Source organism: Micromonospora sp. B006 (genome assembly GCF_003408515.1).
In the GTDB taxonomy this organism is placed as follows: Bacteria; Actinomycetota; Actinomycetes; order Mycobacteriales; family Micromonosporaceae; genus Micromonospora; species Micromonospora echinospora_A.
On sequence record NZ_CP030865.1, the window covers coordinates 5,551,533 to 5,578,004 of the forward strand.

19 protein-coding genes are annotated in these 26,472 nt (G+C 72.9%); 16 read left to right on the top strand and 3 right to left on the bottom strand.

The window, feature by feature from the left end:
• The first annotated feature begins 7 nt into the window (after positions 1-7).
• From MicB006_RS24910 to MicB006_RS24965, 12 genes are read left to right on the top strand one after another with little or no spacing between them, the layout of a single operon-like run.
• Positions 8-1,018: an ABC transporter permease gene (locus MicB006_RS24910; protein WP_073827348.1), complete on the top strand. Its 1,011-nt coding sequence runs from the start codon at positions 8-10 to the stop codon at positions 1,016-1,018.
• On the top strand, positions 1,018-1,905 hold the full coding sequence (locus MicB006_RS24915) for an ABC transporter permease (RefSeq protein ID WP_116509373.1): 888 nt from the start codon (positions 1,018-1,020) through the stop codon (positions 1,903-1,905). The genes MicB006_RS24910 and MicB006_RS24915 overlap by 1 nt, the downstream gene beginning before the upstream one ends.
• A 2-nt stretch (positions 1,906-1,907) precedes the next feature.
• The gene (locus MicB006_RS24920; RefSeq protein ID WP_116509376.1) at positions 1,908-3,941 is read left to right on the top strand and encodes a dipeptide ABC transporter ATP-binding protein; all 2,034 of its coding nucleotides are present in this window, start codon (positions 1,908-1,910) and stop codon (positions 3,939-3,941) included.
• Complete coding sequence (locus MicB006_RS24925; RefSeq protein ID WP_116509378.1) at positions 3,938-5,989, top strand: hydantoinase/oxoprolinase family protein; 2,052 nt, start codon at positions 3,938-3,940, stop codon at positions 5,987-5,989. The genes MicB006_RS24920 and MicB006_RS24925 overlap by 4 nt, the downstream gene beginning before the upstream one ends.
• The gene (locus MicB006_RS24930) at positions 5,986-7,674 is read left to right on the top strand and encodes a hydantoinase B/oxoprolinase family protein (RefSeq protein ID WP_116509380.1); all 1,689 of its coding nucleotides are present in this window, start codon (positions 5,986-5,988) and stop codon (positions 7,672-7,674) included. Before MicB006_RS24925 ends, MicB006_RS24930 begins: the two co-directional genes overlap by 4 nt.
• Positions 7,667-9,337 (top strand): hydantoinase B/oxoprolinase family protein, encoded by a 1,671-nt coding sequence (locus tag MicB006_RS24935; RefSeq protein ID WP_116509382.1) that lies wholly within the window; start codon positions 7,667-7,669, stop codon positions 9,335-9,337. The genes MicB006_RS24930 and MicB006_RS24935 overlap by 8 nt, the downstream gene beginning before the upstream one ends.
• Positions 9,334-10,599 (top strand): amidohydrolase family protein, encoded by a 1,266-nt coding sequence (locus MicB006_RS24940; protein WP_116509384.1) that lies wholly within the window; start codon positions 9,334-9,336, stop codon positions 10,597-10,599. Before MicB006_RS24935 ends, MicB006_RS24940 begins: the two co-directional genes overlap by 4 nt.
• Positions 10,596-11,009 carry a nuclear transport factor 2 family protein gene (locus MicB006_RS24945; RefSeq protein ID WP_064447407.1) on the top strand — a complete coding sequence of 138 codons (414 nt, stop codon included), beginning with the start codon at positions 10,596-10,598 and terminating at the stop codon, positions 11,007-11,009. Before MicB006_RS24940 ends, MicB006_RS24945 begins: the two co-directional genes overlap by 4 nt.
• Positions 11,006-12,010 (top strand): NADPH:quinone oxidoreductase family protein, encoded by a 1,005-nt coding sequence (locus MicB006_RS24950; RefSeq protein WP_116509386.1) that lies wholly within the window; start codon positions 11,006-11,008, stop codon positions 12,008-12,010. Before MicB006_RS24945 ends, MicB006_RS24950 begins: the two co-directional genes overlap by 4 nt.
• Positions 12,007-12,336, top strand: a complete 330-nt coding sequence (locus tag MicB006_RS24955; RefSeq protein WP_043325197.1) for a TIGR04076 family protein — start codon at positions 12,007-12,009, stop codon at positions 12,334-12,336. The genes MicB006_RS24950 and MicB006_RS24955 overlap by 4 nt, the downstream gene beginning before the upstream one ends.
• Positions 12,333-13,331, top strand: coding sequence for an LLM class flavin-dependent oxidoreductase (locus MicB006_RS24960; protein ID WP_116509388.1), 999 nt, complete (start codon positions 12,333-12,335; stop codon positions 13,329-13,331). The genes MicB006_RS24955 and MicB006_RS24960 overlap by 4 nt, the downstream gene beginning before the upstream one ends.
• Positions 13,332-13,336: 5 nt before the next feature.
• Positions 13,337-14,428, top strand: a complete 1,092-nt coding sequence (locus MicB006_RS24965; protein ID WP_225980492.1) for an alpha/beta hydrolase — start codon at positions 13,337-13,339, stop codon at positions 14,426-14,428.
• Positions 14,429-14,508: 80 nt separating this feature from the next.
• Here MicB006_RS24965 and MicB006_RS24970 read toward each other — a convergent pair whose 3' ends face one another.
• The 3 genes from MicB006_RS24970 to MicB006_RS24980 all read right to left on the bottom strand — a co-directional run bounded on the left by MicB006_RS24970 (position 14,509) and on the right by MicB006_RS24980 (position 17,915).
• On the bottom strand, positions 14,509-15,144 hold the full coding sequence (locus MicB006_RS24970; protein ID WP_225980847.1) for a helix-turn-helix domain-containing protein: 636 nt from the start codon (positions 15,142-15,144) through the stop codon (positions 14,509-14,511).
• Positions 15,145-15,364: 220 nt separating this feature from the next.
• On the bottom strand, positions 15,365-16,363 hold the full coding sequence (locus tag MicB006_RS24975; protein ID WP_116509394.1) for an alpha/beta hydrolase family protein: 999 nt from the start codon (positions 16,361-16,363) through the stop codon (positions 15,365-15,367).
• 25 nt (positions 16,364-16,388) lie between these two features.
• Positions 16,389-17,915 (bottom strand): VCBS repeat domain-containing M23 family metallopeptidase, encoded by a 1,527-nt coding sequence (locus MicB006_RS24980; RefSeq protein WP_116509395.1) that lies wholly within the window; start codon positions 17,913-17,915, stop codon positions 16,389-16,391.
• A 393-nt stretch (positions 17,916-18,308) separates the two neighbouring features.
• Between MicB006_RS24980 and MicB006_RS24985 the strand changes: the two genes are divergently transcribed.
• Genes MicB006_RS24985 through MicB006_RS25000 form a run of 4 tightly spaced genes read left to right on the top strand, consistent with a single transcriptional unit; the run spans position 18,309 to position 26,450 of the window.
• Positions 18,309-21,590: a DUF2961 domain-containing protein gene (locus tag MicB006_RS24985; protein ID WP_116509397.1), complete on the top strand. Its 3,282-nt coding sequence runs from the start codon at positions 18,309-18,311 to the stop codon at positions 21,588-21,590.
• The gene (locus MicB006_RS24990; protein WP_116509399.1) at positions 21,590-23,713 is read left to right on the top strand and encodes a family 43 glycosylhydrolase; all 2,124 of its coding nucleotides are present in this window, start codon (positions 21,590-21,592) and stop codon (positions 23,711-23,713) included. Before MicB006_RS24985 ends, MicB006_RS24990 begins: the two co-directional genes overlap by 1 nt.
• The gene (locus tag MicB006_RS24995) at positions 23,710-25,359 is read left to right on the top strand and encodes a sugar ABC transporter ATP-binding protein (protein ID WP_116509401.1); all 1,650 of its coding nucleotides are present in this window, start codon (positions 23,710-23,712) and stop codon (positions 25,357-25,359) included. Before MicB006_RS24990 ends, MicB006_RS24995 begins: the two co-directional genes overlap by 4 nt.
• A complete protein-coding gene (locus MicB006_RS25000) occupies positions 25,356-26,450 on the top strand; it encodes an ABC transporter permease (RefSeq protein ID WP_192900132.1) in 1,095 nt (364 codons plus the stop codon). The genes MicB006_RS24995 and MicB006_RS25000 overlap by 4 nt, the downstream gene beginning before the upstream one ends.
• The last annotated feature ends 22 nt before the right edge of the window (positions 26,451-26,472 follow it).

The following is a 26,472-nucleotide window of genomic DNA, read 5'->3' on the forward strand; positions in this document are numbered from 1 at the left end:
ACCGCCCATGCGAATCTTCCGCTTCGTCGTCAGGCGACTGCTCCAGCTGATCCCCGTTCTGCTCGGAGTGGTCGTCCTGGCGTTCCTCCTGGTCCGAGTGCTGCCGGGTGATCCCGTCCGCAGCATCCTCGGGCAGAACGCCACCGAGGAGGACGCCGCCGCCGCCCGGGCCCGCTTCGGGCTCGACCAGTCACTGTGGCAGCAGTTCCTCGACTACCTCAGGGGACTGGTCACCGGTGACTTCGGGACCTCCATCCAGAGTGGCAACTCCGTGGGCTCGGAGATGGCGCTCCGGGTGGGGCCGACCCTGGAACTCGTCGTCATCTCCGTGAGCATCGCGCTCGTCGTGGCGACGGTGCTGGGCATCTGGTCGGCCAAGCGGGCCAACCGGGTCGGTGACCACAGCGTGCGGATGTTCGCCCTGGTCGGCAACTCGATCCCCGAGTTCTGGCTGGGCCTGGTGCTGGTGCTGGTCGGCTACAGCATCCTCGGCTGGTTCCCGGCGCCGAACGGGCGGGTCGACCCGGACACCGACCTGACCCCGCTCACCGGGGCCGATCTGGTCGACGGCGTGCTCACCGCGAACGGACCGGCGATCGCCTCCGCCGCGGCGTACCTGGTGCTGCCCGTGCTGACCCTCGTGGTCGGCGTGGTCGCGCCGCTGCTGCGCAGCGTCCGGGCCTCCGCGCTCGAGGTGCTGCACTCGGAGTCGTACGCCGCGGCGAAGGCGCACGGGCTGCGCGACCGGACCCTGCACTACGGCTACCTGCTGCGGGCGACGCTGGTCCGGCTGCCGTCGCTGGCGGCGCTGGTCTTCGGCACGGCGATCGGCTCCACAGTGCTCGTCGAGTACGTGTACTCGTGGCAGGGCTTCGGCCAGTGGGCCCTGCGCGGCCTGCTCTACCGGGACTACCCGGTGGTTCAGGCGTCGGTGCTGGTCATCGCGTTGTGCTACGTGCTGGTGTTCCTCATCGCCGACGTGGTCCACGCGATCCTCGACCCGAGAGTGAGGCTCTGATGGCCGAGTTGCGCGCCGCCGTCAGCGGCGACTCCGCACAGACGCCGGTGGTCGTCGCCGGCGGCGACCGGGACAGCCGGTTCGCCCGCCGAATGATCATCGTCGGTGCGACCATCCTGTCGCTGGTGGCGCTGGTGGCGGTGTTCGCGCCGCTGCTGAGCCCGTGGGGCGAGACCGAGATCGACCCGGCGAACACCCTGGTGGCGCCGGGTGGCAACCACCTGCTCGGCACCGACGGCAACGGCATGGACATCTGGAGCCGGGTGCTCTACGCCGCCCGGCTCGACCTGGGCATCGCCCTGGCCGCTGTCGCGCTCGCGGTGGTCGTGGGCACGCTGCTCGGCCTGGTCGCCGGCTACTTCGGCGGCTGGCTCGACGACGTGCTGATGCGGGTGGTCGACATCTTCCAGTCGTTCCCCACGTTCATCCTGGCGCTGGCGGTGGCCGCCCTGCTCGGCAACGGCACGATCAACCTGATCATCACGATCGCGGCGGTGAACGCGCCGGCGTACGCCCGGCTGGTCCGCGCCGAGGTGCGGACGCTGCGGGAACTGCCGTTCGTGGACGCCGCGATCACCTCCGGGGCGTCGCCGGTGGGTGTGCTCTGGCGGCACCTGCTGCCCAACAGCCTCACCCCGGTCCGGGTGATCGCGCCGCTGAACTGCGGCTGGGCGATGCTCACCCTGGCCGGGCTCTCCTTCCTCGGCCTGGGCGTCAGCATCCCCGACGCGGAGTGGGGGGCCATGATCAGCCTGGGCGCCGCGGACGTGGTCGGCGGCCGGTGGTGGACCTCGGTCCCACCCGGTCTGGCCCTGTTCGTCTGCGTCCTGGGGTTCAGCCTGCTCGGCGAAGGCCTGCAGGACCGCGCCAACGCGAAGCGGCGGTGACCATGCTGTCGATCGAGAACCTCTCGGTGAACATCCGGCGACCCGGCCGGCAGGTGGCCGCGCTCAGCGGCGTCACCTTCGCCGTACGCCCCGGCGAGGTCGTCGGCCTGGTCGGGGAGAGCGGCGGCGGCAAGAGCATGGTGGCCCGCGCCATCGTCGGGCTGCTGCCCGGCGGCTCGCACGCCACCGGCCGGGTGCTCTTCGGCGACTCCGACGTGCTGCGCATGGACGACGCCGCGCTCGCCGCGCACCGCGGGCGCGGGGTGGCGATCTGCTTCCAGAACCCGCGCGGCGCGCTCAGCCCCACCCGCACCATCGGCAAGCAGCTCGTCGACCGGCTCGCCACCCACCAGGACATGTCCGGCGACCGGGCCCGGGAGGCGGCGCGCGAGCTGTTCGAGGCGGTCGGCATCCGCAGCCCGCAGCGGCGGCTCGACGCGTACGCCCACGAGCTGTCCGGCGGCATGGCCCAGCGGGTGATGATCTCGCTGGCCACCGGCTGCGCCCCGGATCTGCTGATCGCCGACGAGCCGACCACCGGCCTGGACGTGACGCTGACCCGGGAGATCCTGCGCCAGTTCCGGCACGCCGCCGACACCGACGGCCGGGGCGTGCTGCTGATCTCGCACGACCTCGCCTCGATCGCCGAGGTCTGCGACCGGGTGGTGGTGCTCTACGCCGGCACCGTGGTGGAGAGCGGACCGGCAGCGCAGGTGCTGCGGGAGCCCGCGCACCCGTACACCCGGGCGCTGCTGCGGTCGGTGCCGGACGTCGGCGGCCGGCCGGTCGTCGCCACCCCCGGCGCCATGCCCCTGCTCACCCAGGCGCCGGAGAACTGCCCGTTCGTCGCCCGCTGCGCGCACGCCGACCGCACCTGCTCGTCCCGGCGGCCGGGCACCCAGCCGATTCCCGGCGGCCGCGACTGGTCGCTGGCCTGCTTCCACCCGCAGACCCGGCCGCTCGACGCCGACGTGCCGTCCGCGCCGCACACGCCGGACGCGGGCGGCGCCCAGCCGGCCGGCGCCGACCCGAAGCCCGCCGTGCTGGAGATCGAGGACGCGCACGTCGTCTACCGCAGCCGGTTCGGCGCCGGCGGGCACCACGCGCTGCGTGGCGTCACGCTGCGGCTCGGTCCGGGTGAGACGCTGGGCGTGGTGGGCGAGAGCGGCTGCGGCAAGAGCACGCTGGCCAAGCTCGTCATGGGCCTGGTCGCGCCCACGTCCGGCACTGTCACAGTCGCCGGTCAGGCCCTGGTCAAGCAGCCGGGCCGGTCCCGCCCACGCGGCCGGGCGCTGCGCCGGGCCCGAACCCGAGCCCAGCTGGTGTTCCAGGACCCGATCGGCTCGCTGAGCCCGCGCCGTCCCGTCGGCGACTCCATCGCCGAGCCGCTGCGGGCCGCGGGCCTGTCCCCGGCGGAACGCGCCGAGCGTGTCGCCGCCGTGCTCGACCGGATGGAGCTGGACCGCTCGATCCTGCAGCGGTACCCGCACGAGCTGTCCGGCGGCCAGGCCCAGCGCATCGGCATCGCCCGCGCGCTGGTGGGCGAGCCGGACCTGATCGTCTTCGACGAGCCGACGTCGGCCCTGGACGTGACCGTCCAGGCGCAGATCCTCGACGTGATCGCCGACGTGGCCGCCGACGCCGACCGCGCCTCGGTCTTCATCTCCCACGACCTGGCGACCGTGCGCGGCTTCGCCGACCGCGTCGTGGTGCTCTACCTCGGCCGGGTTGTCGAGGAGGGTCCGGTGGACGTCGTCTTCGACACGCCCCGGCACCCGTACACCCGCGCGCTGCTGGGCAGCGCCCCCCGCCTCGGCGGGACGGCCGGGTCCGACGGCGAGGCCGTCGAGCTGGTCAAGGACCTGGAGGAAGCCGACGCCGCAACCGGGTGCCCACTGGCCGCCCGGTGCCCGTTCGTCACCGACCGGTGCCGATCGGAGCAGCAGGAGCTTCAGTCGTACGGCGAGAGCCGGGCCGCCTGCTGGCGCGTTCCCGAGCTTCCCGCCCTCATCGGAAGGCAGGCTGTCACCCCATGACCCGTCGCCCCATCCGGCTCGCCGTCGACATCGGCGGGACCTTCGTGGACGCCATGGAACTCGACACGCGCACCAACCGGGTCCGCTTCCGCAAAGCGGCGACGACCCCGGCCCGGCCCGCGGACGGTGTCCTCAACGCGATCACCGCGCTCGGCACCGACCTGTCCGAGGTGGAGCTGTTCATCCACGGCACCACGCTCGGCCTCAACGCGGTGCTGGAACGCCGTGGTGGCCGCACCGGCATCATCACCAACGAGGGCTTCCGGGACATCTTCCTGATCGGTCGCGGCAACGTGCCGTCCGACCACATGTACGACTTCCAGTACCAGCGGCCGGAGAGCCTGGTGCAGCGCCGGTTCACCGCCGGGGTGCGGGGCCGGCTCGACTACCGGGGCCGGGTGGTGGAGCCGCTGGACCCGGACAGCGTCCGGGAAGCCGCCCGCACGCTCGTGGTGGACCAGCAGGTCACCTCGATCGCCATCTGCTTCCTGCACTCGTTCCTCGACCCGAGCCACGAGCGCGAGGCCGCGCGCCTGATCCACGAGGAGTTCCCCGAGGTCAGCCTGTCGCTGTCGACGGACATCGTGCGCGAGTACCGGGAGTACGAGCGGACCAGCACCACGGTGCTGGAGGCGTACATCCGGCCGATCTTCGAGCGGTACGTGGACGAGCTGGAGGCCGGCCTGGCCGAGCGCGGCTTCTCCGGGCGCTTCCTGATCATGCGGTCCGGCGGCGGCTCGATGACCAGCGCGGTCGCCAAGACCGCACCCACGCACACCGTGCTGTCCGGCCCGGCCGGCGGCATCGTCGGCGCCGCGTACGTCGCCTCCGAGCTGGGCCGGGACAACGTGCTCACGTTCGACATCGGCGGCACCTCGCTGGACGCCTGCGTTATCGAGCGCGGCAACCCGGTCGCCGCGTACGAGGCCCAGCTGGAGCACTTCCCGCTGCTCATCCCGACGTACGACATCCGGACCATCGGCGCCGGCGGCGGCTCGATCGCCTGGCTCGACCACGGCCTGCTCAAGGTCGGCCCGCAGAGCGCCGGGGCCGACCCCGGCCCGGTCTGCTACGGCCGGGGCGGCACCAGGCCGACGGTCACCGACGCCGCTGTGGTGCTCGGCTACATGGACCCGGAGCGCTTCCTCGCCGGCACCATGGGGCTGCGCGACGCCGAGGCGCGCGCGGCGATCGCCGAGCAGCTCGCCGAGCCGCTCGGCCTCACCGTGGAGAACGCGGCGGCCGGCGTGTTCGACGTGCTGCTGGCCCGTACCGTCGGCGCGGTCCGGCAGATCACCGTCGAACGGGGTCACGACCCCCGGCAGTTCGCGCTGCTCGCGTTCGGCGGCGCCGGGCCGCTGCTGGCCCCGCTGCTGGCCCGCGAGATGGGCATCGGCGAGGTCATCGTGCCGTTCGCGCCGTCCGGCTTCTCCGCCTGGGGCATGCTCTCGGCCGACATCGTCAACGACTTCAGCCGTACCGTGATGGCCACGCTCGACGACGCCGACCTGGCGGAGCTGGAGCAGCTGTTCAAGGCGGTCGAGGCCGAGGCGGTCGCGTCGCTGGTGGCGCAGGGCGTGCCGGCCGGCGAGGCGGTGCTGGAGCGGCAGTTCGAGCTGCGCTACCTGGGCCAGGAGCACAGCCTCATGGTCACCGTCGGACGCGAGCTGGACCGCGACGCGATCCGCGCCGCGTTCGACGAGACGCACCGCGCCCGGTACGGCCACACCATGGGCAACCCGCTGCAGATCCTCAACCTGCGGGTGCGCGGCATCGGGGGCACCGACCGGCCGGAGCTGCAGACCCGCCCGCGCGGCGACGGCGACCCGTCGCAGGCGCTGCTGACCCATCGCGACGCGTACGACTTCGGGCAGCAGTCGGTGGTGCCGTTCGCGGTCTACGACCGGGCCCGCCTGGAGCCGGGCGACACCTTCGACGGACCGGCGCTGATCGACGAGGGCACCTCCACCACCGTGGTGCCCAGCGGCCAGCGGGTCACCGTCGACGACCACGGATACCTGCTCGTCACCCTGGAGGAAGCCGCATGACCACGCTGGACGGAGCCCAGGTCGAGGTCGTCCGCAGCTATCTGCTGTCGGCCGCGGAGGAGATGCGGGCCACCCTCATCCGTACGTCGTTCAACCCGGTCATCTACGAGGTGCACGACTTCGGCCTGTCGATGTACGACGCCGACCTGCGGCTGGTCGCCGAGGCCACCGGCCTGACGTTCTTCCTCGGCGCGAACGACTTCTCGCTGCGCAAGGGCGTGGAGTACGTGGGCCGGGAGAACCTGCACCGCGGTGACGTGGTGCTGCTCAACTACCCGTACTGGAACGCGGCGCACGCGTACGACGCGACGCTGTTCGCGCCGGTGTTCCGGCCGGACGAGTCCGACCCCGACGCGGACGGCGACCTGGTCGGCTTCCTCTGCGTCCGCGCGCACTGGATGGACCTGGGCGCCAAGGACCCCGGCTACGTGCTGGACTCGACCGACATGCACCAGGAGGGGCTGATCTTCCCGGGCACCAAGGTCGTGTCCCGGGGCGAGCCGGTGCGCGAGATCCACGAGCTGATCCGCTTCAACTCGCGGATGCCCGACGCGGTGCTGGGCGACCTGCACGCGCAGATCGCCGCGCTGCGCACCGGCGAGCGCCGGATGTTGGAGATCATCGAGAAGTTCGGCCGGGACACCGTCGACCAGGCGGTCGACCGGATCATCGCCGACGGCGAGGCCCGCGCCCGCGCGGCGCTGGCGACGCTGCCGCAGGGCACCTGGACCGCCGAGGACTGGGTGGACGACGACGGCATCACCGACGACCCGGTTAAGATGCGCGTCACGGTGACCATCGCCGACGGGCGTTTCATCGTCGACTTCGCCGGTTCGGCGCCGGCCACCCGCGGCCCGATCAACATGCCGTTCGGCGCGACCGAGGCGATCTGCAAGGTCGTGCTGAAGTCGCTGACGTCGCGGGACGAGCCGTCGAACGCCGGCACCGTGGCGCCGCTGGAGGTGCGGGCCGAGCCGGGCAGCCTGTTCCACGCCGTCTACCCGCAGCCGACGTTCACGCTCTGGACCGGCATCGTCGCGGTGGAGCTGATCCTCAAGGCGCTGGCCCAGGGCATGCCGGACCTGCTGCCCGCCTCCTCCGGCGGCGACGTGCCCGGCTTCATGATGGTCGGCCTGCACCCGGACACCGGGAAGATGTTCGCGGTCAGCAACAACGACCTGGTGGGCTGGGGCGGCACCGCGCGGCACGACGGGATGGACGCCGCCACGCACGTCTCGGGCAGCACCGGCCGGGGCACCCCGATCGAGGTCATGGAGGCCAAGACCGGGATGTTCTTCGAGCGCTGGGAGATCCGCGCCGACTCCGGTGGCGCGGGCCGGTTCCGGGGCGGCTGCGGCCTGCGCCGCGACATCCGCTTCCTGACCCCGGGCGAGTTCCTCACCGTGATCAAGAAGACCAAGAGCGCGCCGTGGGCGCTGGCCGGCGGCGAGCAGCCGGAGCCGAACCAGGTGGTGGTGTTCCCGGGCACCGACCGCGAGCACCGGGTGAGCACCAAGCGCACGACGGTGGCCGCGGGCGACCGGGTCACGCTGCTGACCGCCGGTGGCGGCGGCCACGGCGACCCGCGCAGCCGCGACCCGGAGGCGGTGCGGCGGGACGTGGCCGAGGGCTACGTCTCCCGGGAGGCGGCCCGGGACGTCTACGGAGTGGACGTCGATGGGTGAGCCGACGGTCGACGGGGCAACCGTCGAGGTCGTCCGCAGCCATCTCGTCTCGGCCGCCGAGGAGATGCGGGCCGCGCTCGTGCGCACCGCGTTCAACCCGGTGATCTACGAGGTGTACGACTTCGGCATCTCCATCTACGACCGGCATCTGCGGCTGGTCGCGGAGTCGACGGGGTTGTCCCGCTTCCTCGGCGCCAACGACTACTCGCTGCGCAAGGGCGTGGAGTACGTCGGCCGGGAGAACCTGCGCCGCGGCGACGTGGTGCTGCTGAACTACCCGTACTGGAACGCGGCGCACACGTACGACGCGACGATGTTCTCGCCGGTCGTGCTGCCCGGCAGCGAGGAGCTGATCGGTTTCCTGTGCATCCGGGCGCACTGGATGGACCTGGGCGCCAAGGATCCCGGGTACGTGCTCGACTCCACGGACATGCACCAGGAGGGGATCATCTTCCCCGGCACGAAGGTGTACGACCGGGGCGAGCCGGTGCGCGAGATCCACGAGCTGATCCGGTTCAACTCGCGGATGCCGGAGCTGGTCATCGGTGACCTCAACGCGCAGATCGCCGCGCTGCGTACCGGTGAGCGGCGGGTGACCGAGCTGTACCGCGAGTACGGCACGGCCGTGGTGGACGCGGTCGTCGACCGGGTGATCGACGTCGCCGCGCAGCGCGCCGGGGAGGCGGTGGCCGCGCTGCCGCAGGGCAGCTGGACCGCCGAGGACTGGCTCGACGACGACGGCGTCACCGACGAGCCGATCCTCATGCGGGTCACAGTCACAGTCGCCGACGGCGAGTTCACAGTGGACTTCGCCGGCTCGTCGCCGGCGGTGCCCGGACCGGTGAACCTGCCGCTGGGCGCCACCATCGCCACCTGCCGGGTCGCGTTCAAGGGCGTCACCACGCCGCACGAGCAGACGAACGCCGGGCACTTCGCGCCGCTGCGGGTACGCGCCGAGCCCGGCACGCTGTTCCACGCGCAGTACCCGGCCGCCACGTTCACCCAGTGGACCGGCACCGTCGCGCTGGAGCTGATCCTCAAGGCGCTGGCGCAGGGCATGCCGGACCGGCTGGCCGCCTCCTCCGGCGGCGACGTGCCGGGGTTCATGATGGTCGGCCGGCACCCGGACACCGGCGACATGTTCGCCGTCAGCAACAACGACCCGGTCGGCTGGGGCGGCACGCCCCGGCACGACGGGATCGGACCGGCGAACCACCTGTGCCAGACCCAGGCGCGCAACACGCCCGTCGAGGTGCTGGAGTCGAAGACGGGAATGTTCTTCGAACGGGTGGAGATCCGTACCGACTCCGGTGGCGCGGGCCGCTTCCGGGGCGGCTGCGGCCTGCGGCGGGACATCCGGTTCGTGACGCCGGGTGAGTTCCTGACGGTGATCAAGAAGACGAAGAGCGCGCCGTGGGCGCTGGCCGGCGGATCGCAGCCGGAGCCGAACCAGGTGGTCGTCTTTCCGGGCACCGACCGCGAGCACCGGGTGAGCACCCGGCGTACCGCGGTGGCGGTGGGGGATCGGGTCACGCTGCTGACCGCCGGTGGCGGCGGGCACGGTGACCCGGGGAGTCGGGATCCAGAGGCGGTGCGACGGGACGTGGCCGAGGGCTACGTCTCCGCCCGGGCCGCCCGAGACGTTTATGGAGTGATCGCGTGAGTGCCGCCTATTCGCCCGAGCAGCCGAGCACGCTGCTGGGCAACTGCACAGTGCTGGACGCCCGAGTGGTGGACGGCATGGCGCCGGTGACCGGCGCCGGGGTGTGGGTCCGGGGTGACCGGATCGCCGCGGTCGGCCCGTACGCCGAGGTGGCCGCGCAGGCGCGTGCCGCCGGCCGGCTGACCGAGGTGGACCTCGACGGCGCGTACGTGACGCCCGGCCTGGTCAACATGCACACCCACTTCTCGCTGTCGCTGCCCGGCTCCGGGGGCGACAACGTCAAGGGGATGGGCCCCTACGACCTGGCGCACTACATGGCCGACGGGGCGCGGCGCACGCTGCACGCCGGCGTGACGACGGTGCGCTGCGTGGCGGAGAAGGACCACGCCGACTTCGCGTTGCGGCGGGCGGTCAACGCCGGGCGCGTGCCGGGTCCGCGCATCTACACCGCCGGCCGGGCGCTGGTGTGCACCGGTGGGCACGGGCACGAGAGCAACGACACGCTCGAGTGCGACGGCCCGGTGGGCTTCCGCCACGGCGTGCGCAGCCAGATCAAGGCCGGCGCGGACCTGATCAAGGTGATGATCTCGGGTGGCATCGCCGGTGAGCACGAGAGCATCCACACGCCGCAGTTGTTCGCCGACGAGATGACGGCGGTGATCGAGACGGCGCACGCGTGGGGCCGCAAGGTGACGGCGCACGCCGGGCCCGCCGAGGTGATCGGCGCGGCCGTGGAGCTGGGACTGGACTGCGTGGAGCACGGCTACCAGCTCACCCCGCAGGTCGCGGCGCGGATGGCCGAGCGCGGCACGGCGCTCGTACCGACGCTGCTGGTGACCCGCTGCAAGGAGTTCTTCGACGAGCTGGGCGTGCCGGAGTGGATGCAGTGCCGCTCGCTCGGCGCCGGCCCCCGGCACCTGGAGAGCTTCGACATGGCCATCGCCGCCGGGGTGGAGGTCCTGCTCGGCAGCGACATGCCCCCGTTCTGGGAGTTCGAGGGCACCACCGCCTCGATCCGGGAGCTGGAGTACATGTCCGAGCGGATCGGCGCCGCGCGGGCCATCCACGCCGGCACGCTCGGCCCGATCCGGTGGCTCGGCGCGGAGTCCGACCTCGGCACTGTCGAGGTCGGCAAGCTGGCCGACCTGATCGCGACGGACGCCGACCCGCTGGCCGACACCTCGGCCTTCCGGGACGTGTGGTGGGTGATGAAGGGCGGGCAGATCGCCCGCGACGACCGTAACCAGGAGGAGACGCGATGACCTTCGCGCAGGCAGGCGCGGCGGAGATCGCCGCCGGCATCGACGACATGTACGACGCGTTCCTCGCCGGGGACCAGCAGCGGTTCGACACGCACCTGGACCCCGAGGTGACCACCTGGGAGACGCACCTGCCGGGACCGCTGCGGACCCGGGCCGAGCTGGACGAGTACCGCGCCCAGCGGGACGCCGCCGGTCAGCGGCCCCGGCTGGCGGTGCTCGCCGCGCGGGGCAAGCGCATCGACGTCTGGGACGACTTCGGCGTGGCCCGGTACGAGCTGGTCGCGCAGCTCGGCCCGGACGACGAGCCGGAGATCACCCGGGTCACCGACGTGGTGCGCCGGGTCGACGGCCGCTGGGTGATCGTGCACCACCACGCCGAGCTGGTCCGGGAACCGGTGGGCGCGGCATGATCCGGCGGCTGGTCGCCGAGCGGACCGGTGAACCGGCGGACGTGCTGTCGGTCGCCGAGCTGCCCGACGACCCGCCGCCCGGCCCCGGCCAGGTGCGGCTCGCCGTCCGTACGGTCGGGCTGAACTTCCTGGACGTCATGCTCTGCCGGGGCGAGTACCCGGTGCGGCCGGACCCGCCGATGACGCCGGGGGTGGAGGCGGCCGGGCGGGTCGTCGCCGCCGGCGACGGGGCCGGGCACCTGCTGGGTCAGGAGGTGCTGGCCTGCCCGGCGTTGCCGCGCGGCGCGCTCGGCACGACGGTGACAGTGGACGCCGCGGTGGTGGTGCCGCGGCCGTCCACAGTCGACCCGGTGACCGCGGCGGCGCTGCCGGTCACCTACCAGACCGCGTGGTTCGCGCTGGAGCGGGCGGGCGTCACCGCCGGGCAGACGGTGCTGGTGCACGCCGGCGCGGGCGGTGTCGGCATCTCCGTCATCCAGCTCGCGGTCGCCCGCGGCGCCCGGGTCCTCGCCACCGCCGGTGGCCCGGCCAAGACCGCGATCTGCCGCGACCAGGGCGCCGAGGTGGCGATCGACTACACGGCGGAGGACTTCGTGGCCGCCGTGCGGGAGGCCACCGGCGGCCGGGGCGTGGAGGTCGTGGTGGACCCGGTGGGCGGCGACGTCTTCGCCCGTTCCTGGGAGTGCCTCGCCTTCGAGGGCCGCCTGGTCGCGGTGGGCGCGGCAGGTGGCGCGCCGCCACCCGTCGACCCGCTGCGGCTGATGGCCGCGAACGCGACGCTGGTGGGCCTGTCCTGGGGCTCGCAGTACCCGTGGCAGCGCCCGTCCGCGGTCGAGGCCGCCTACCAGGATCTGTTCGACATGTGCGCCTCCGGCGCGGTCCGGCCGCCGGTCAGCCGCGTCGTGTCGCTCGACGAGACGCCCGCGGCGCTCACCGAGCTGGCCGAACGCCGGACCACCGGCAAGATCATCGTACGGATCGACGAAGGGGAGGGGCCGTGAGCGACACCGCCGACGGCGACATGGAGATCTACGACCTGAAGGTGACAGTCGACCGGATCGAAGGCCGGTCGGTGTGCGGCATGGCCGTGGGCGACTCCTTCGAGCTGACGAACAGCGCGCACCTGCGGCTGCCCGAGGGAAAACACTTCTGCGTGTACGCGCTCGCGTCGGTGCTGCCCTTCCTCGCCGCCAAGCAGCGTGACCTGGCCCCGGGGGACTGGCTGGCCCAGGACTCCCACTTCATCTGCCCCGACCCGGAGGAGCGGCTCGTCATGAAGGTGGAACGGACCTGCCGGCGCACGATGAACTCGGCGGACCTGACATGACAGTCGAGATCGGACTCGGCCTGCAGAGCGACAAGCCGGCCGGCGCGTACGCTCGGCTGGCCCGCGCCGCCGAGGCGCACGGCTTCGACGTGCTCACCGTCTTCGGCGACCTGATGTACCAGCCGCCGATCTTCCCGCTGCTGGAGATGGCGCAGGCTACCGAACGGGTACGCCTCGGCGCGGCCTGCCTGAACCCGTACTCGATGGCCCCGTACGAGATCGCCGGTCAGCTCGCCGCCTTGGACCTGGCCTCGCACGGACGGGCCTACCTGGGGCTGGCCCGGGGGACCTGGCTCGGCGCGGTCGGCCTGCCGCAGCCGCGACCGCTGACCACCATCGAGGAAGCAGTTCAGGTCGTCTACCGCCTCCTGCGCGGCGACCGCAGCGGCTTCACCGGCCGGGTCTTCTCGCTGGAGGCCGGCACCGCGCTGCGCTACGACGTGCAGCGGCCCGACCCGCCGCTGCTGCTCGGCGCGTGGGGTCCGCAGGGCGCGGCGCTGGCCGGCCGGATCGCCGACGAGATCAAGGTGGGCGGCAGCGCCAACCCGGACATGGTGCCGGTGATCCGCGAGCGGCTGCGGGCCGGCGCGGAGAAGGCCGGACGGGAGGTCTCCGACGTCGGCATCGTGCTGGGCGCGGTGACAGTTGTCGACACCGACGGTGAGGCCGCCCGGGCCAAGGCCCGCACCGAGGTGGCGATGTACCTGGCGGTGGTGGCGGAACTGGACCCGACAGTCGTGCTCCCCGACGACCTGGTGAAGCGGGTCGGCGACCTGGTCGACGCGGGCGAGGACGAGGCCGCGGGCCGGCTGATCCCGGACGACGTGCTGGACCGGTTCGCCTTCTCCGGCACCCCGGAGCAGGTCGCCGCGCAGGCCCAGGCCCTCATCGACGCCGGTGTGCGCCGGGTGGAGTTCGGCACGCCGCACGGCCTGACCGACGAGCGCGGCGTGGACCTGCTCGGTTCCGCCGTCCTGCCCCTGCTGCGCAGGTGAGTCCGGTGCGGCTCACCGTCGTGGTCGGCCCCGGGCTGGTGGCCGACACCGAGCTGCTGGCGTCGCTCGTCGCCACCAGTTGTGCCGAGCTGGACGTCACCGGCGAGGTCGTCACCGCCGCCTCGGCCGACGAGTTGCGGTCGCTGCTCGCCGCCGCGCGGGGCCCGGCTGTGGTGCTGCCCGGCCCCACCCCACCGGCCCGCGCGCTGATCGGCGCGCAGCCGCCGCACGCGGTCTGGTACGACCTCACCGTCGAGACGCCGGCGCCCGGCGCGGTCCATCTGGCCGGCCGAGGGCTGTGGGGCGTGACCTGGGCGATCCGGCACGTCGTGCACCGCTTCCGCGCGCCGGCCGACCGGATCGCCTACGGTCCCGACCCGGAGCAGTGGGGCGACCTGCGGCTGCCGTCGGCTCCGCGCACCGGGCCGGCGCCGGTCGCGGTGCTGCTGCACGGCGGGTTCTGGCGGTCGATCTGGGGAGCGGACCTGATGGACGCCCTCGCCGTCGACCTGGCCACCCGCGGCTGGGCGTCCTGGAACCTGGAGTACCGGCGCCCGGACCGGCACGGCTGGGACGCGACCACACAGGACGTCGAAGCCGGCCTCACCGCGCTGCGGGACCTCGCCGCCGACCGGCCGCTCGACCTCGACCGGATCGTCGTCTTCGGCCACTCGGCCGGCGGGCAGCTGGCGCTGCGCGCCGCGGCGGACCTCGCCACGCGTACGGGCGGGCCGCGGGTCGCGCTCGCGGTGTCGCTGGCCGGGGTGCTCGACCTCACCGAGGGCGAGCGGCGTTACCTCGGCGACGGCGCGATCTCCGCGGCGCTGGGCGGCTCACCGGCGACAGCCCCGCGCCGGTACGCCGAGAGCGACCCGATGCTCCGGCTGCCCGTCGGTGTCCCGACCCTCCTCGTGCAGGGGACGGCGGACAGTCTCGACCTGGTCGACGCCAACCGGCGTTACGCCGTGGCGGCGGCAGCCGCGGGCGACGACATCCGCCACCTCGAACAGCCGGGGGACCACTTCGCCGTCATCGACCCGGCGTCGGTCATCTGGCGGGACACGATGACAGCAGTGGACGCTCGCCTCGGTCGCTGACACCTCGCCCTCCACCGAATCGCCCTCCGTGTTCACCTACGTGAAACCGGAGGGCGGTTCGTGGCGCCCAGGGGCACCTGTCAGAACAGGCGGGGCGTGACCACCGAGACCACTGTGGTCACCGAGTCGGTGTCGTTGTACATCTGGTGCGGCACCGACGAGCGCAGGTGCACGCTGTCGCCCGGGCACAGCCGGTGCTCCACGCCCTCGACCTCGTAGAGCAGCTCACCGGAGATGACGTAGGCGAACTCCTCGCCCCGGTGGCCGTACGCGTTCTCCCGCCGCCCGCCGGGCGCGATGTGCACGAGCATCGGCTCCAGCACCAGGTCCGGCCCCCGGTCGGAGAGCATGCGGTAGGTCTGCTGCCCCGACACGTACTGGGTGGCCGACGTCTCCGCCCTGGTCAGCGTGAAGTGCCGGGGAAGCTGCGAGACGTTGCTGTCGGACGTGCCGTTGCCGGCGTCGAAGAAGTCGGCCACCGACTTGTCGAGGGCCTTGGCGACGCTGCCCAGCGCGGTCAGGCCGATGGAGGAGATGCCACGCTCGACCTGGGACAGGAAGCCGATCGACAGGCCGGAGCGGGAGGCGAGGCCGCGTAGCGTGAGCCCGCGCTCCTTGCGGTACCGCCGGATCCGGGCGCCGACCACGCCGGCCGGGGTGCTCTCGTCCGCGGCGCCACCGGGGGCGGCCTGCTCCGACGGCGGCTGACTGTCCATGGACCGCACGAGGACCTCCTGTTGCGGTGGCGGGGGATCCGACCGGCATGTTCGATCCTATCGAACATGCCCGCACCTGTGCGAGGGGGAGCACGGGCATTTCTCGCCTGCTCCCGCCATGTCATCCCTGGTGAACGGGGGCGGCGCCAGCCCTCCGACGCCGGTGCCGTGGGCCGTCGCCGGACGGCGACGGCCCACGACACGCGGTGGTCCCGGTGGGTCAGCCGGCCCGGCGCAGCCGGCCCATCATCCCGTTGAGGTCGTCGACGAACTGCTCGTGGCGGAAGTAGTGCCCGCCGGGGACCTCCCGGCCCTCGTGCGGGATGCCCGCCCGGGCGAGCAGGCTCCGGAACTCACGCTGGCCCGCCAGCACCTGGCTCTCGTTCGCTGTGTCGAACCAGTTGATCGGGTCGGGGGACGTGCCGGCGACCAGGAAGATCCGCTTGTTGCGGTAGCTCTCGATGCGCTGCACCGGGTTGTCCATGTTCACCCGGGCCTCGTCCCACAGGGGCGCACCGTAGACGGTCCCGCCGCCGAGGTCGATCGCCGCCGAGGTGACGTTCGCCCAGTGCACCACGAGACCGAAGTCCCGCCGCAGGCTCGCCGGGCCGGAGTGGGCGCTGACCGAGCAGAAGTGGCCGTAGTACTTCGCGGCGTACTTCAGCGCGCCGAAACCACCCATCGAGAAGCCGGCGACGGCTCGGCCGTTGTACTCGGCGAAGGTGCGGAAGTTGGCGTCGATCCAGGGCAGCAACTGGGCGATGTGGAAGGTCTCCCAGTTGCGCGGTCCGGTGTTGCTGGTGACCGGGTTGCTGTACCAGCCGGTGGAGGCGTCCGGCATGACCACGATGACCTCGCGGCCGGCGGTCAGGTTGATGATGTTGTCCTGGAGGTGGAACGTGCGGAAGTCCTGTTGGCCGCCGTGCAGCAGGTACAGCACCGGGTAACGCTTGCGGCTGGTGTGGTAGCCGTCGGGCAGCAGCACGTTCACCGCCGGATCCCACTCGATCGCGTCGGTGGCGAAGCGGTAGTACTGCAACCGGCCGCCGTTCTCGTTGCGGCCGACGATGCGCAGGCCGAACCCGTCGACGGCGGCCGCGCTCGCCGCGGACGGCGCGGTGAAGGCCCCGGCCAGGGCGCCGGTCGCCGCGACCGCGGCGGCGCCGGTGAGCAGGCGGCGGCGGCTCACGGTGGGGGGAGTGGTCCGGTCGTGCGACATGAATCCTCCTGGGAGTCGATGGGGGTCAGAGTGTGGTTTCGTCGGTGAGGCCGAAGTAGTCGTGCCATTTGGTGGAGGGGCTGAAGGTGGTGCCGGTGGACAGGGCTACGTAGATGTCGTTTGTGGTGTTTTTGGTGAAGACGATGAGGTCGTCTTTGCCGTCGCCGTTGGCGTCGGCGAGGTAGGGGAATTCGCCGGGGAGGCAGAAGAAGTCGTGCCATTTGATGGTGGTGCCGGTGAAGGTGGTCCCGGTGGAGGTGGCGGCGTAGACGTCGGCGTCGGTGTTGCAGGTGAAGGTGACGATGTCGTCGCGTCCGTCGCCGTTGATGTCGCCGACGCGGGGTTGTTCGGTGCCGACGGCGAACAGGTCGTGCCATTTCTGGGGTTCCCCGAAGCCGCTGCCGGTGGACAGGGCGACGATGACGTCGGCTGCGGTGTTGGGGCCTTGGGTGAAGGTGATGATGTCGTCGCGGCCGTCGCCGTTGACGTCGCCGAGGGCGGGGAACTCACCGGCGATGGAGAAGTAGTCGTGCCATTTGATTGCGGTGCCGGTGAAGCCGGTGCCGGTGGACAGGGCGACGTAGACGTCGGCGGTGGTGTCGTGGGTGAAGGTGATGATGTCGTCGCGGCCGTCGCCGTTGACGTCGCCGACGGCGGGGATTTCGGTGCCGGGGGCGAACCAGTCGTGCCATTTCGCCGACGCCGCGAATGATGTGCCGGTGGACAGGGCGACGTGGACGTCGGCGGTGGTGCCGTGGGTGAACACGATCGCGTCGTCTCGTCCGTCGCCGTTGACGTCTCCGGTCAACGGGGTCTCCCCGGACAACGCGAACCAGTCGTGCCACTTCACCGACGTTCCCGCGAACGACGAACCGGTTGAGGTGGCCACGTAGGCGTCGGCGAGTGAGCCGTGCGTGAACGCCACCACGTCATCCCGGCCGTCACCGTTGAAATCAGTCGGCGAACCACCGAAATACCGGGGCGCGGGCGGCGGCGGTGGCGTACCGCAGTTGTCGCTGACCAGGAACCTCTGGTTGTACTGGCCGGGATACGGCGCGAGTGAGACGCCGTTTATCGAGATGACCTGGCCGACGCCGTTGTAGAGCTGCTCGTAGTGCACGTGCGCCCCGGAGGAGTTGCCGGTGCTGCCGGTGATCCCGATCTGCTGCCCCTGCTGCACGTAGGCGCCGTCGGGCACCGAATAGGCGCTGAGATGGAAGTAGTAGGTGGTCCACCCGCCGCCGTGGTCGACGACGATGTAGTTGCCGGCGCCGCTGGGCTGCGAGTAGCGGCGGGCGACTCCGGCGGCGGACGCCACCTGGGGCGTACCGCCGGTGACGCCGCCGTCGGCCCGGACGAAGTCCAGCGCCTGCCGCACCTCGGCGCTGTGGTGGCTGTACGTCCACCGCTGCCCGCACGGGAACGGCGCCTTGAAGTTCGGCGCGGCCAGCGCCGGTGACGGGGTGACCACGACCGCGGTGAGGGTGGCCGCGGCCAGTGTGAGTAGCGCGACGAGGGCGCGCCGGGCGGCACGTGTCGGGAACCTGGGCATGCGGAAACTCCTCATCGGAGGGAATGCACTGGCAGAGCGGCGCCTGGGCGCGTCAGGCCAGGGGCCGGTGTCGCCGATGGGCGGGCCCTGACAGTTCGCGTCGGAGGAGGGGCGGCTGGCGTCCCGATCGGCGGGACGGTGGCGCTGAGGAGAAGTGAAACCGCAGACTTCGGAGCCTGTCAATACCCGCCGGGGTGGTTCGTGTCGGCGGAAAACTTCCTTCAGCGCCGGTTCCGCCGGGCCTGGCTGGGCGGCTCAGGGGCCGGCGTGCCGCGAAGATTCCTGCCCGGGAGGGAAAGCCGGGCGCAAGGTATTGACAACCGTGGAAGTCGGGAAGTTAACTCGCCAGCAATCGATTTCTCGCTGATCTCACGGCGCTCGGAAGGGACACCGATGAGGCTCCGCTTCAGTCGTTGGGCCGGCGCCACAGCAGTCGCGCTGCTGGCCGTGGCCGTGCCCGCGACCTCGTCCGCCGCTCCGGCCGCCACGTCGGCGCCCGCTACCGCTCTCGCCGTCGCGGACGACAAGGGCCCGATCGGGTGGGACGCCTACCGGCGGCTCGACCGCCTGCCGGAGCTGGCCGCCGGCAGCCGTACCCACCAGTTCTCCAGCTTCGGCCGCGACGGTTCCAACGACGACGGCTTCATCGGCACCTGGTCGTGCCTGCGCCAGAGCGGCGGCTGCGTGATCGCCGAGGCGCGCGGCCCGGGCGAGGTGCAGTCGATCTGGTTCACCCGCGACGACGGCAACGTCCGCGCCACCGGCTGGATCCGCGTCGAACTCGACGGCGTCGTGGTCGTCCAGGCCGACCTCCAGGACCTGGTCGACGGGCGGCTCGGCAGCCCGTTCGTCGCGCCGCTCGTCAGCAACGCCGACCAGACGTCCGGCGGCGTCACCGTCAAGGTGCCGATGCCCTACCGGGAGTCCATGCGGATCACCACCCAGAACAACCCGCTGTTCCACCACGTGGCCTACCGCACCTTCGCCGACGCGGCAGGGGTGTCCCGGTTCGACCCGGCCGACCCGGCCACCGACGTGGTCACGCTGCTGCGCGCCGCCGGCACCCGCGACCCGAAGCCCGCCCAGGCCGGCGCCGCCACCACCCGAGCCACCGTCACCGCCCCGGCGCAGGGCCAGGTGTCGCTGGCCACGCTGACCGGGCCGCGGGCGATCACCGCGCTGCGGCTGCGCGTACCGGACGCCGCGGCGGGCGCGCCGACGCTCGCCGGGCTGCGGCTGCGGATGACGTTCGACGGGCGTGCCACGGTGGACAGCCCGGTCGGGGAGTTCTTCGGCGCCGGGCTGGGCGAGCGCACCGTCCGGTCGCTGATGTTCGCCATGGACTCCGCGCCCGGCGGCTGGTACAGCGCCTGGTGGCCGATGCCGTTCCGCACCGCCGCCGCCGTGACGCTCGTCAACACGACAGGCGCCACAGTCAGCGGCGTCGAGGTCGAGGTGACGTCGGCGCCCGGCGCCGAGTGGACGTCTCGGCTCGCCGCCGACGGCAGCGCCGGCTACTTCACCACCCAGTCACGCCGCGCGGAGACGGTCGGCGGCGCCGACTGGATCATCGCCGACCAGTCCGGCCGGGGCCGGTTCGTGGGCGTCTCGCAGACCACGCGCGGCCACATCATCGGCGGCAATACCCGCAACTACCTGGAGGGCGACGAGCGGGTGTACGTGGACGGATCGCCCACGCCGCAGATCTACGGCACCGGCACCGAGGACTTCTACGAGTCGGGCTGGTACTTCAACCGCGGCGAGTACAGCGGCGTCTTCACCGGCAACACCGCACACCTGGTCCGCGGCGGCGGATGCGCCGACGAGTGCGACGCCGCCTACCGGCTGATGATCGGCGACGCGGTGGCCTACGGCACCGCGCTGCGCTTCGGCATCGAGCACGGACCGGCCAACGACATGCCCGCCGAGTACGCCTCGACCGCGTTCCTATACACCCAGCGTACCGTCACCACGCGCCGGACCGACACCGTCGTCACCGGCGACGCCGTCAGCCGCGCCGCGCACGCGTACACCGACTCCGGGGCGACCCAGACCGCGCTCACCGCCGCGTTCGAGGGCGACGACGACAACGTCCCGCAGACCGGCCAGGTCCGCGCGACGACCGCCCCGGTCCGCTTCCGGCTGGCGATCGACCCGGCCAACCAGGGGGTACGGCTGCGCCGCCACGGCGACCAGGCCGGCGGCTACCAGCAGGCGGCCGTGTCGGTGGACGGCGCACCGGCCGGGGTGTGGCTCCAGCCGCTGGGCAACGACAGGCAGCGCTGGCTGGCCGACGAGTTCGTGCTTCCGGCGGCGCTGACGGCGGGCCGGTCGGCGGTGACCGTCCAGCTCACCCCGGCGAGCGGCGCACCCGCCTGGACCGCCTCCCGGTACCTGGCCGACAGCATGGTGGCGCCGTTCACCGACACCGTCGCCCCGGCCCCGGTCGCCGGTCTCGCCCTGACCGGCGGGCGCGTGCACGCGCTGGGCCTGACCTGGTCCCCCTCCGCCGACGACGTCGGCGTGGTCTCCTACCGCGTCTACGCGTCCCGAAGCCCCGGGGTGGTGATCACCGCCGCCAACCTGGTCGGCACGACGCGTGCCACCACGTTCCGGCACGGTCCGCTGCCCGCCGCGCAGACCCGCTACTACCGGGTCGTGGCGGTCGACGGGTCGGGCAACACCGCCGCGCCCTCGGCCGAGGTGTCGGCCACCACCCGTACCCGAAACACCAGCGACGCCGACGGCGACCGCCGCGACGACGCCGTCGACTTCACCCGCGGCGCCGCCGCCGACGTGTTCACCTCGCTCTCCGACGGCACCCGTTTCGTGCCGGACAGCCGGCCCTGGAACGACTTCTTCGCGGTCGGGGCGGAGGTGCCGCTCACCGGCGACGTCAACAGCGACGGCCGCGCGGACGTCATCACGTTCACCCGTGGCGACAGCGCGGACGTCTACGTCGGGCTCTCCACCGGCGCCGGGTACGCCGCCGGGGTCAAGTGGCACGACTTCTTCGCCGTCGGCGCCGAGATCCCGGCGGTCGGCGACGTCAACGGCGACGGCCGCGACGACATCATCACGTTCACCCGCGGCGCCGCAGCCGACGTCTACGTGGCGCTCTCCACCGGCTCCGGCTTCGGGCCCGGTGTGAAGTGGCACAACCACTTCGCGCTCGGCGACGAGTTCCCGGCGGTGGGCGACGTGGACGGTGACGGCCGGGACGACATCGTGACGTTCACCAGGGGTACGACCGGCGACGTGTTCGTGTCGCTCTCCGACGGCACCCGCTTCGTGGAGGACGGCTGGAAGTGGCACGACAGCTTCGCCGTCGGCAACGAACTGCCGGCGGTGGGCGACGTGGACGGTGACGGCCGGGACGACATCGTGACGTTCACCAGGGGTACGACCGGCGACGTGTTCGTGTCGCTCTCCGACGGCACCCGCTTCGTGGAGGACGGCTGGAAGTGGCACGACAGCTTCGCCTTCGGCGACGAGCTGCCCGGCGTGGGGGACTTCAACGGCGACGGGCGGGCCGACGTGGTCACGTTCACCAGGGGCCTGACCGCTGACGTGTTCGTCTCGCTCTCCACCGGCGGAGGATTCGGCCCACCGGGGAACCGCTGGCACGACCAGTTCGCCCCCGGCGCCGACCTGCCCCGCCCGAGCGTGTCGTGATGCGCGCCCGACGTGTCCTCGCGGCGCTCCTGCTCGGGGCGGCCCTGGCCGCCGTTCCGGCCGGACCGGCACCGGCCGACGACCCGGTCCGGTTCGAAGCCGAGTCGCTCGCCGTCGTCTCCGCCACCGCGCCGGTCGGCGCGCAGGCCGACTGCTGCGGGGTGAGCTGGTCCGGCGGACGGCAACTGTGGTTCCGGGGCGCCCGCGCCGGTGACTCGGTGACGCTCACGCTGCCGTCGGTGCCGGCCGGGCAGTACGACCTCGGCGCGGTGCTCACCCGGGCCGGCGACTACGGCACGCTGCGCTTCGCCGTCGACGGGGTCGCGGTGGGCCAGCTCTTCGACGGGTACGCGGGTGCGGTGCAGCGCTCCGGCGCGGTACCGCTGGGCTCGGCGTCGCTGGCGGCCGGCACGCACCGCCTCACCGTCACGGTGACCGGCCGGTCCGCGTCCTCCACCGGCTTCTTCGCCGGGCTCGACACGGTGACGCTGCGCCGCGTCGGCCCGCTCGCGGCGGTCACCACGACGCCGTACGAGACGCTCGGCGAGACGCCGGCGCGGGGCGCGTCCACCCGCGTCTACGACCCGAGCGCGGGGGAGTCGACGACCTGGTACTACAACGACCACACGCTGGTACGGCACCAGCAGACCGGTGTGTGGCACCTGTTCGGCATCACCCACGCCGAACCCGGCGCGCCGCAGGACGAGAAGGTCTTCGGGCACGCCACCGCGCCCACCCCGACCGGCCCGTGGACGAAACGGCCGGTGGCGCTGGCCGCCGACCCCGGGGCCGGGGAGCAGTGGATCTGGGCCCCGCACGTCGTCCACCACGACGGCGTCTACTACATGTTCTACGCGGCCGGGAACTCGGACTACGCCCGCTACCGCATGCACCTGGCCACCTCCACCGACCTGTTCACCTGGACCCGCAGCTCCGCCAACCCGCTGTTCACCGACGGGTGGGAGGGCCGCGACCCGATGGTGACCCGGGTCGGCGACCGCTGGGTCATGTACTACACGGCCACGTCGAGCCCGTCCGGCGGCAACCACGTCGTGGCGTACCGGACCAGCACCGACCTGCGCTCGTGGAGCGGCCGCGCGATCGCGTACACGTCGCCGCACACCGGGCAGGCGGGCGGGCAGACGGAGTCGCCGTTCGTGGTGCGCCGAGGAGATTGGTGGTACCTCTTCGTCTGCTGCGACGGCACCGACTACGGCGCCGCGTACCGGCGGACGGCCGTCTACCGCAGCCGCGACCTGCTGCGCTTCGACGGCGCGGAGAAGGTGACGGTGCTGGACGCGCACGCCGCCGAGGTCGTGGTGGACGGCTCCAACTGGTACCTGACCCACGCCGGTTGGGGTCAGGGCGGGCTCTGGCTGGCGCCGCTGACCTGGTCGACCGGCGTGGTGGCGCGCGGCTGGACGGTGACCACCGGTTTCCTCCGCGCCGACGTGCGCACCTGGCCCAGCGCCCGGATCGCCGAGCTGGCGGTGGACCCGGCCGGCGCCGGCAACCACCGGCCCGCGCTCGACTCGTCGCACCGGGGCACCGGCCCGTACCTCGCCGTCGGCCGGTTCGACGTGACCGACCGGGCCGGCGCCCCGGCCCGGGTCGACGTTTCGGCCGACGGCTCCCGGATCAACCTGGTCGGCATCCCGTTCGGCGACGAGCCGGTCACCGCCGACTGGCTGCTCACCGTGACGCCCCGGTGGACCGGCCCCGGGTTGCAGAGCGACGTCACCTGGTCGGTGAACGGGTGGCCGACCGCAGCGGTGTGGGAGGTGGCGTTCAACATCGACGGCGCGTCCCCGCTGGTCGGCGACCCGGCGGTGGAGGCGCGGCCGACGGGTGACGTCACCGGCATGCCCCGCTGGACGATGAGCACCGGCGACGGGCTCTCGGTGGTCGCGTCGCACCGGTGGGGGTCGGCCTGGCGCGGCGACAACACCTGGTACGACGCCGGCCACGCGATGGCCGCCTGGCAACCGCTGTGGCGCGCCGGCGGCCTGTCCTGGGCACCCGGCCAGTACGCGGGCGGCACCTGGCGCCTGACCGCGAGCGGGGTCCGGCGGGACGTGCCGTTCGCCGACGCCGCGCACGCCGCGACAAACGCGATCCCGTGACCGGCGTGGACACCCGCGACACGGCCGGCCCGAGCGGCCGGGGGGTGGTCGCGACGACCGGCGTGGCCAAGCGGTTCGGCGGCGTGACTGCCCTCGACGGCGTCGACTTCGACGTGCGCGCCGGTGAGGTGCACGCGCTGCTGGGCGAGAACGGCGCGGGCAAGTCCACCCTGATCAACATCCTCTCCGGTGTCATCACCGACTACGACGGAGAGGTCACAGTCGACGGGACGCCGGCACGGTTCACCGGCCCGGCCGCCGCCCAGGCCGCCGGCATCGCGACGATCCACCAGGAACTCGACCTGGTGCCCGCGCTGTCGGTGGCGGACAACCTGGTGCTCGGGCGGGAGCCCCGGACCCGGCTGCGCACAGTCGACCGGCGGGCCGCGGCGCGTACCGCGCGGGAGCACCTGGACCGGCTCGGCGCCGACATCGACCCGCGCCGCCCGGTGGGCTCGCTGCGCGTGGGGGAGCAGCAGCTCGTCGAGATCGCCAAGGCGCTCGCCCTGGACGCCCGCGTGCTCGTCATGGACGAGCCGACGGCCGCGCTCGCCGACGGGGAGGTGCGGCGGCTGTTCACCACTGTCGACGGCCTGCGCCGGCGGGGCGTCGGTGTCGTCTACATCTCCCACCGGATGGAGGAGATCGAGGTCGTCGCTGACCGCGCGACGGTGCTGCGCAACGGTTCGGTCGCCGGTGTCGTGCCGGCCGGCCGGATGGACCGGCGGCGGATCGTGGCGACGGTGGTCGGCGGCCGGGCCGCGTCGCTGTTCGAGCCCGCCTCGGCCGGCAGTCCCGCTCCGCATCCCGAAACGGCGGACCCGGCCGGTGCTTCCGCTCCGCGCCGCGAGACGGCCAGGACCGGTGCCGGTCCGCTGTTGCGCGTCACCGACCTGGCCGTCCGGCCCCGGGCGCCCCGGTCCGGCCGCTGCGAGCCGGACGGCGTCAGCCTGACCGTGCGCGCAGGCGAGATCGTCGGCCTGGCCGGACTGATGGGCGCCGGCCGTACCGAACTGCTGGAGACCCTCTTCGGCGCCGGGCCCGCCGGCCGCCGTACCGGCACGGTCCTGCTGGCCGGCCGCCCGTACGCGCCGCGCCGCCCTCGCGCGGCGCTGCGTGCCGGCGTCGGCTTCGTCCCCGAGGACCGGCGCCGTTCCGCGCTCGTCCTGGAACACCCGGTCGGCCGGAGCATCGTGCTGGCCGCGCTGTCCAGCGTGACCTCGGCCGGGATCGTCAGCCGACGGCGGGAACGGGCCGCCGTCGCGCGGTCGGTCACCGGCCTGGCGATCAAGACGGCGTCGGCGGCCACGCCGGTCGGCGCGCTCTCCGGCGGCAACCAGCAGAAGGTCGTCTTCGCCCGGCACCTGCTCACCGAGCCGCGGCTGCTCCTGCTGGACGAGCCGACCCGCGGCGTCGACATCGGGGCGAAGGCGGAGATCTACCGGCTGCTGCGCCGGCTCGCCGACGACGGCATGGGCATCCTGCTCGCCTCCTCGGAACTGCCCGAGCTGCTCGGCGTCTGCGACCGGGTGGTGGTGCTGCGCCGCGGCCGGGCCGTGGCCGACCTCGCCACCGACGGCTGCACCGGCGAGGACATCCTCGCGGCGGCGATGGGCGGCCCGGCCGCCGGAAGGGACGACAGATGACCGACACCCGCGTGCCGCCGCCCGAGCCGGCCGTGACCGAGGCGCCGCCCGCCGCCGGTACGGTCGGACTGCGCGGCGCCACCGCCCGCTGGTTGCGCCGCCCGCGCAGCCGCCGGGAACTCGCCGACCGGCTCTTCGCGGTGCAGAGCCTCTTCGCGCTGCTCGTGGTCTTCGTCGTGGCGATCCTCGCCTCACCGCGCCGCGACGGCGAGATCCTCTTCCTCACCGCCGGCAACCTGGGGAACATCGTCCGCGCGGTGTCGGAGATCGGCATCATCGCGATCGGGATGACATTCGTCATCCTGCTCGGCGGCATCGACCTGTCGGTCGGGGCGATCCTCGGCCTGTCGGCAGTCGGCACCGCGACGCTCATGGTCGACTCCGGGCTGGGCATCCTGCCCGCCGTCGCCGCGGTGCTCGCGATCGGCGCGCTGTTCGGCGCACTCCAGGGGTACGCCGTGGCCCGCCTCGGCATCCAGTCGTTCATCGTCACCCTGGCCGGTCTCCAGGTCGCCCGGGGCATCGCCCGGATCTGGTCCGGCGGCCTCGGCATCCCGATCGCCTACGGCGACGGACCCCAGGAGGCGCCGCCCGCCTTCGAACTGCTGAACGGCTCGATAAACGGCGTGCTCCCGGTGCCGGCGGTGCTGTTCGTCCTGATCGGGGTGGCCGCTGTCGTGGTGCTGCGGACGACAGCGTTCGCCCGGCACGTCTACGCGATCGGCGGCAACGAGATGGCTGCCCGGCTCTCGGGTGTGCCCGTGACCCGGGTCAAGGTCGCCGTGTTCGCCGTCGCCGGCCTCCTGGCGGCGGTGGCCGGCGTCGTCCACGCGGGACAGCTCAACCAGGGCAGCCCGAACGACGGCGCCGGATACGAGCTGGACGCGATCGCCGCCGTCGTCATCGGCGGCACCAGCCTGGCCGGCGGCTCCGGCTCGATGGGCGGCACCCTGGCCGGCGCGCTGCTGCTCGGCATCCTCAACAACATCCTCGCGCTCAACAACATCGACGCCAACGTCCAGCTGCTGATCAAAGGACTGGTGATCGTGCTCGCGGCGGCGTTGCAGAAGCTGCGCCGCGGCATCGCCTGACCGAACCGACTCCGAGGAGCCA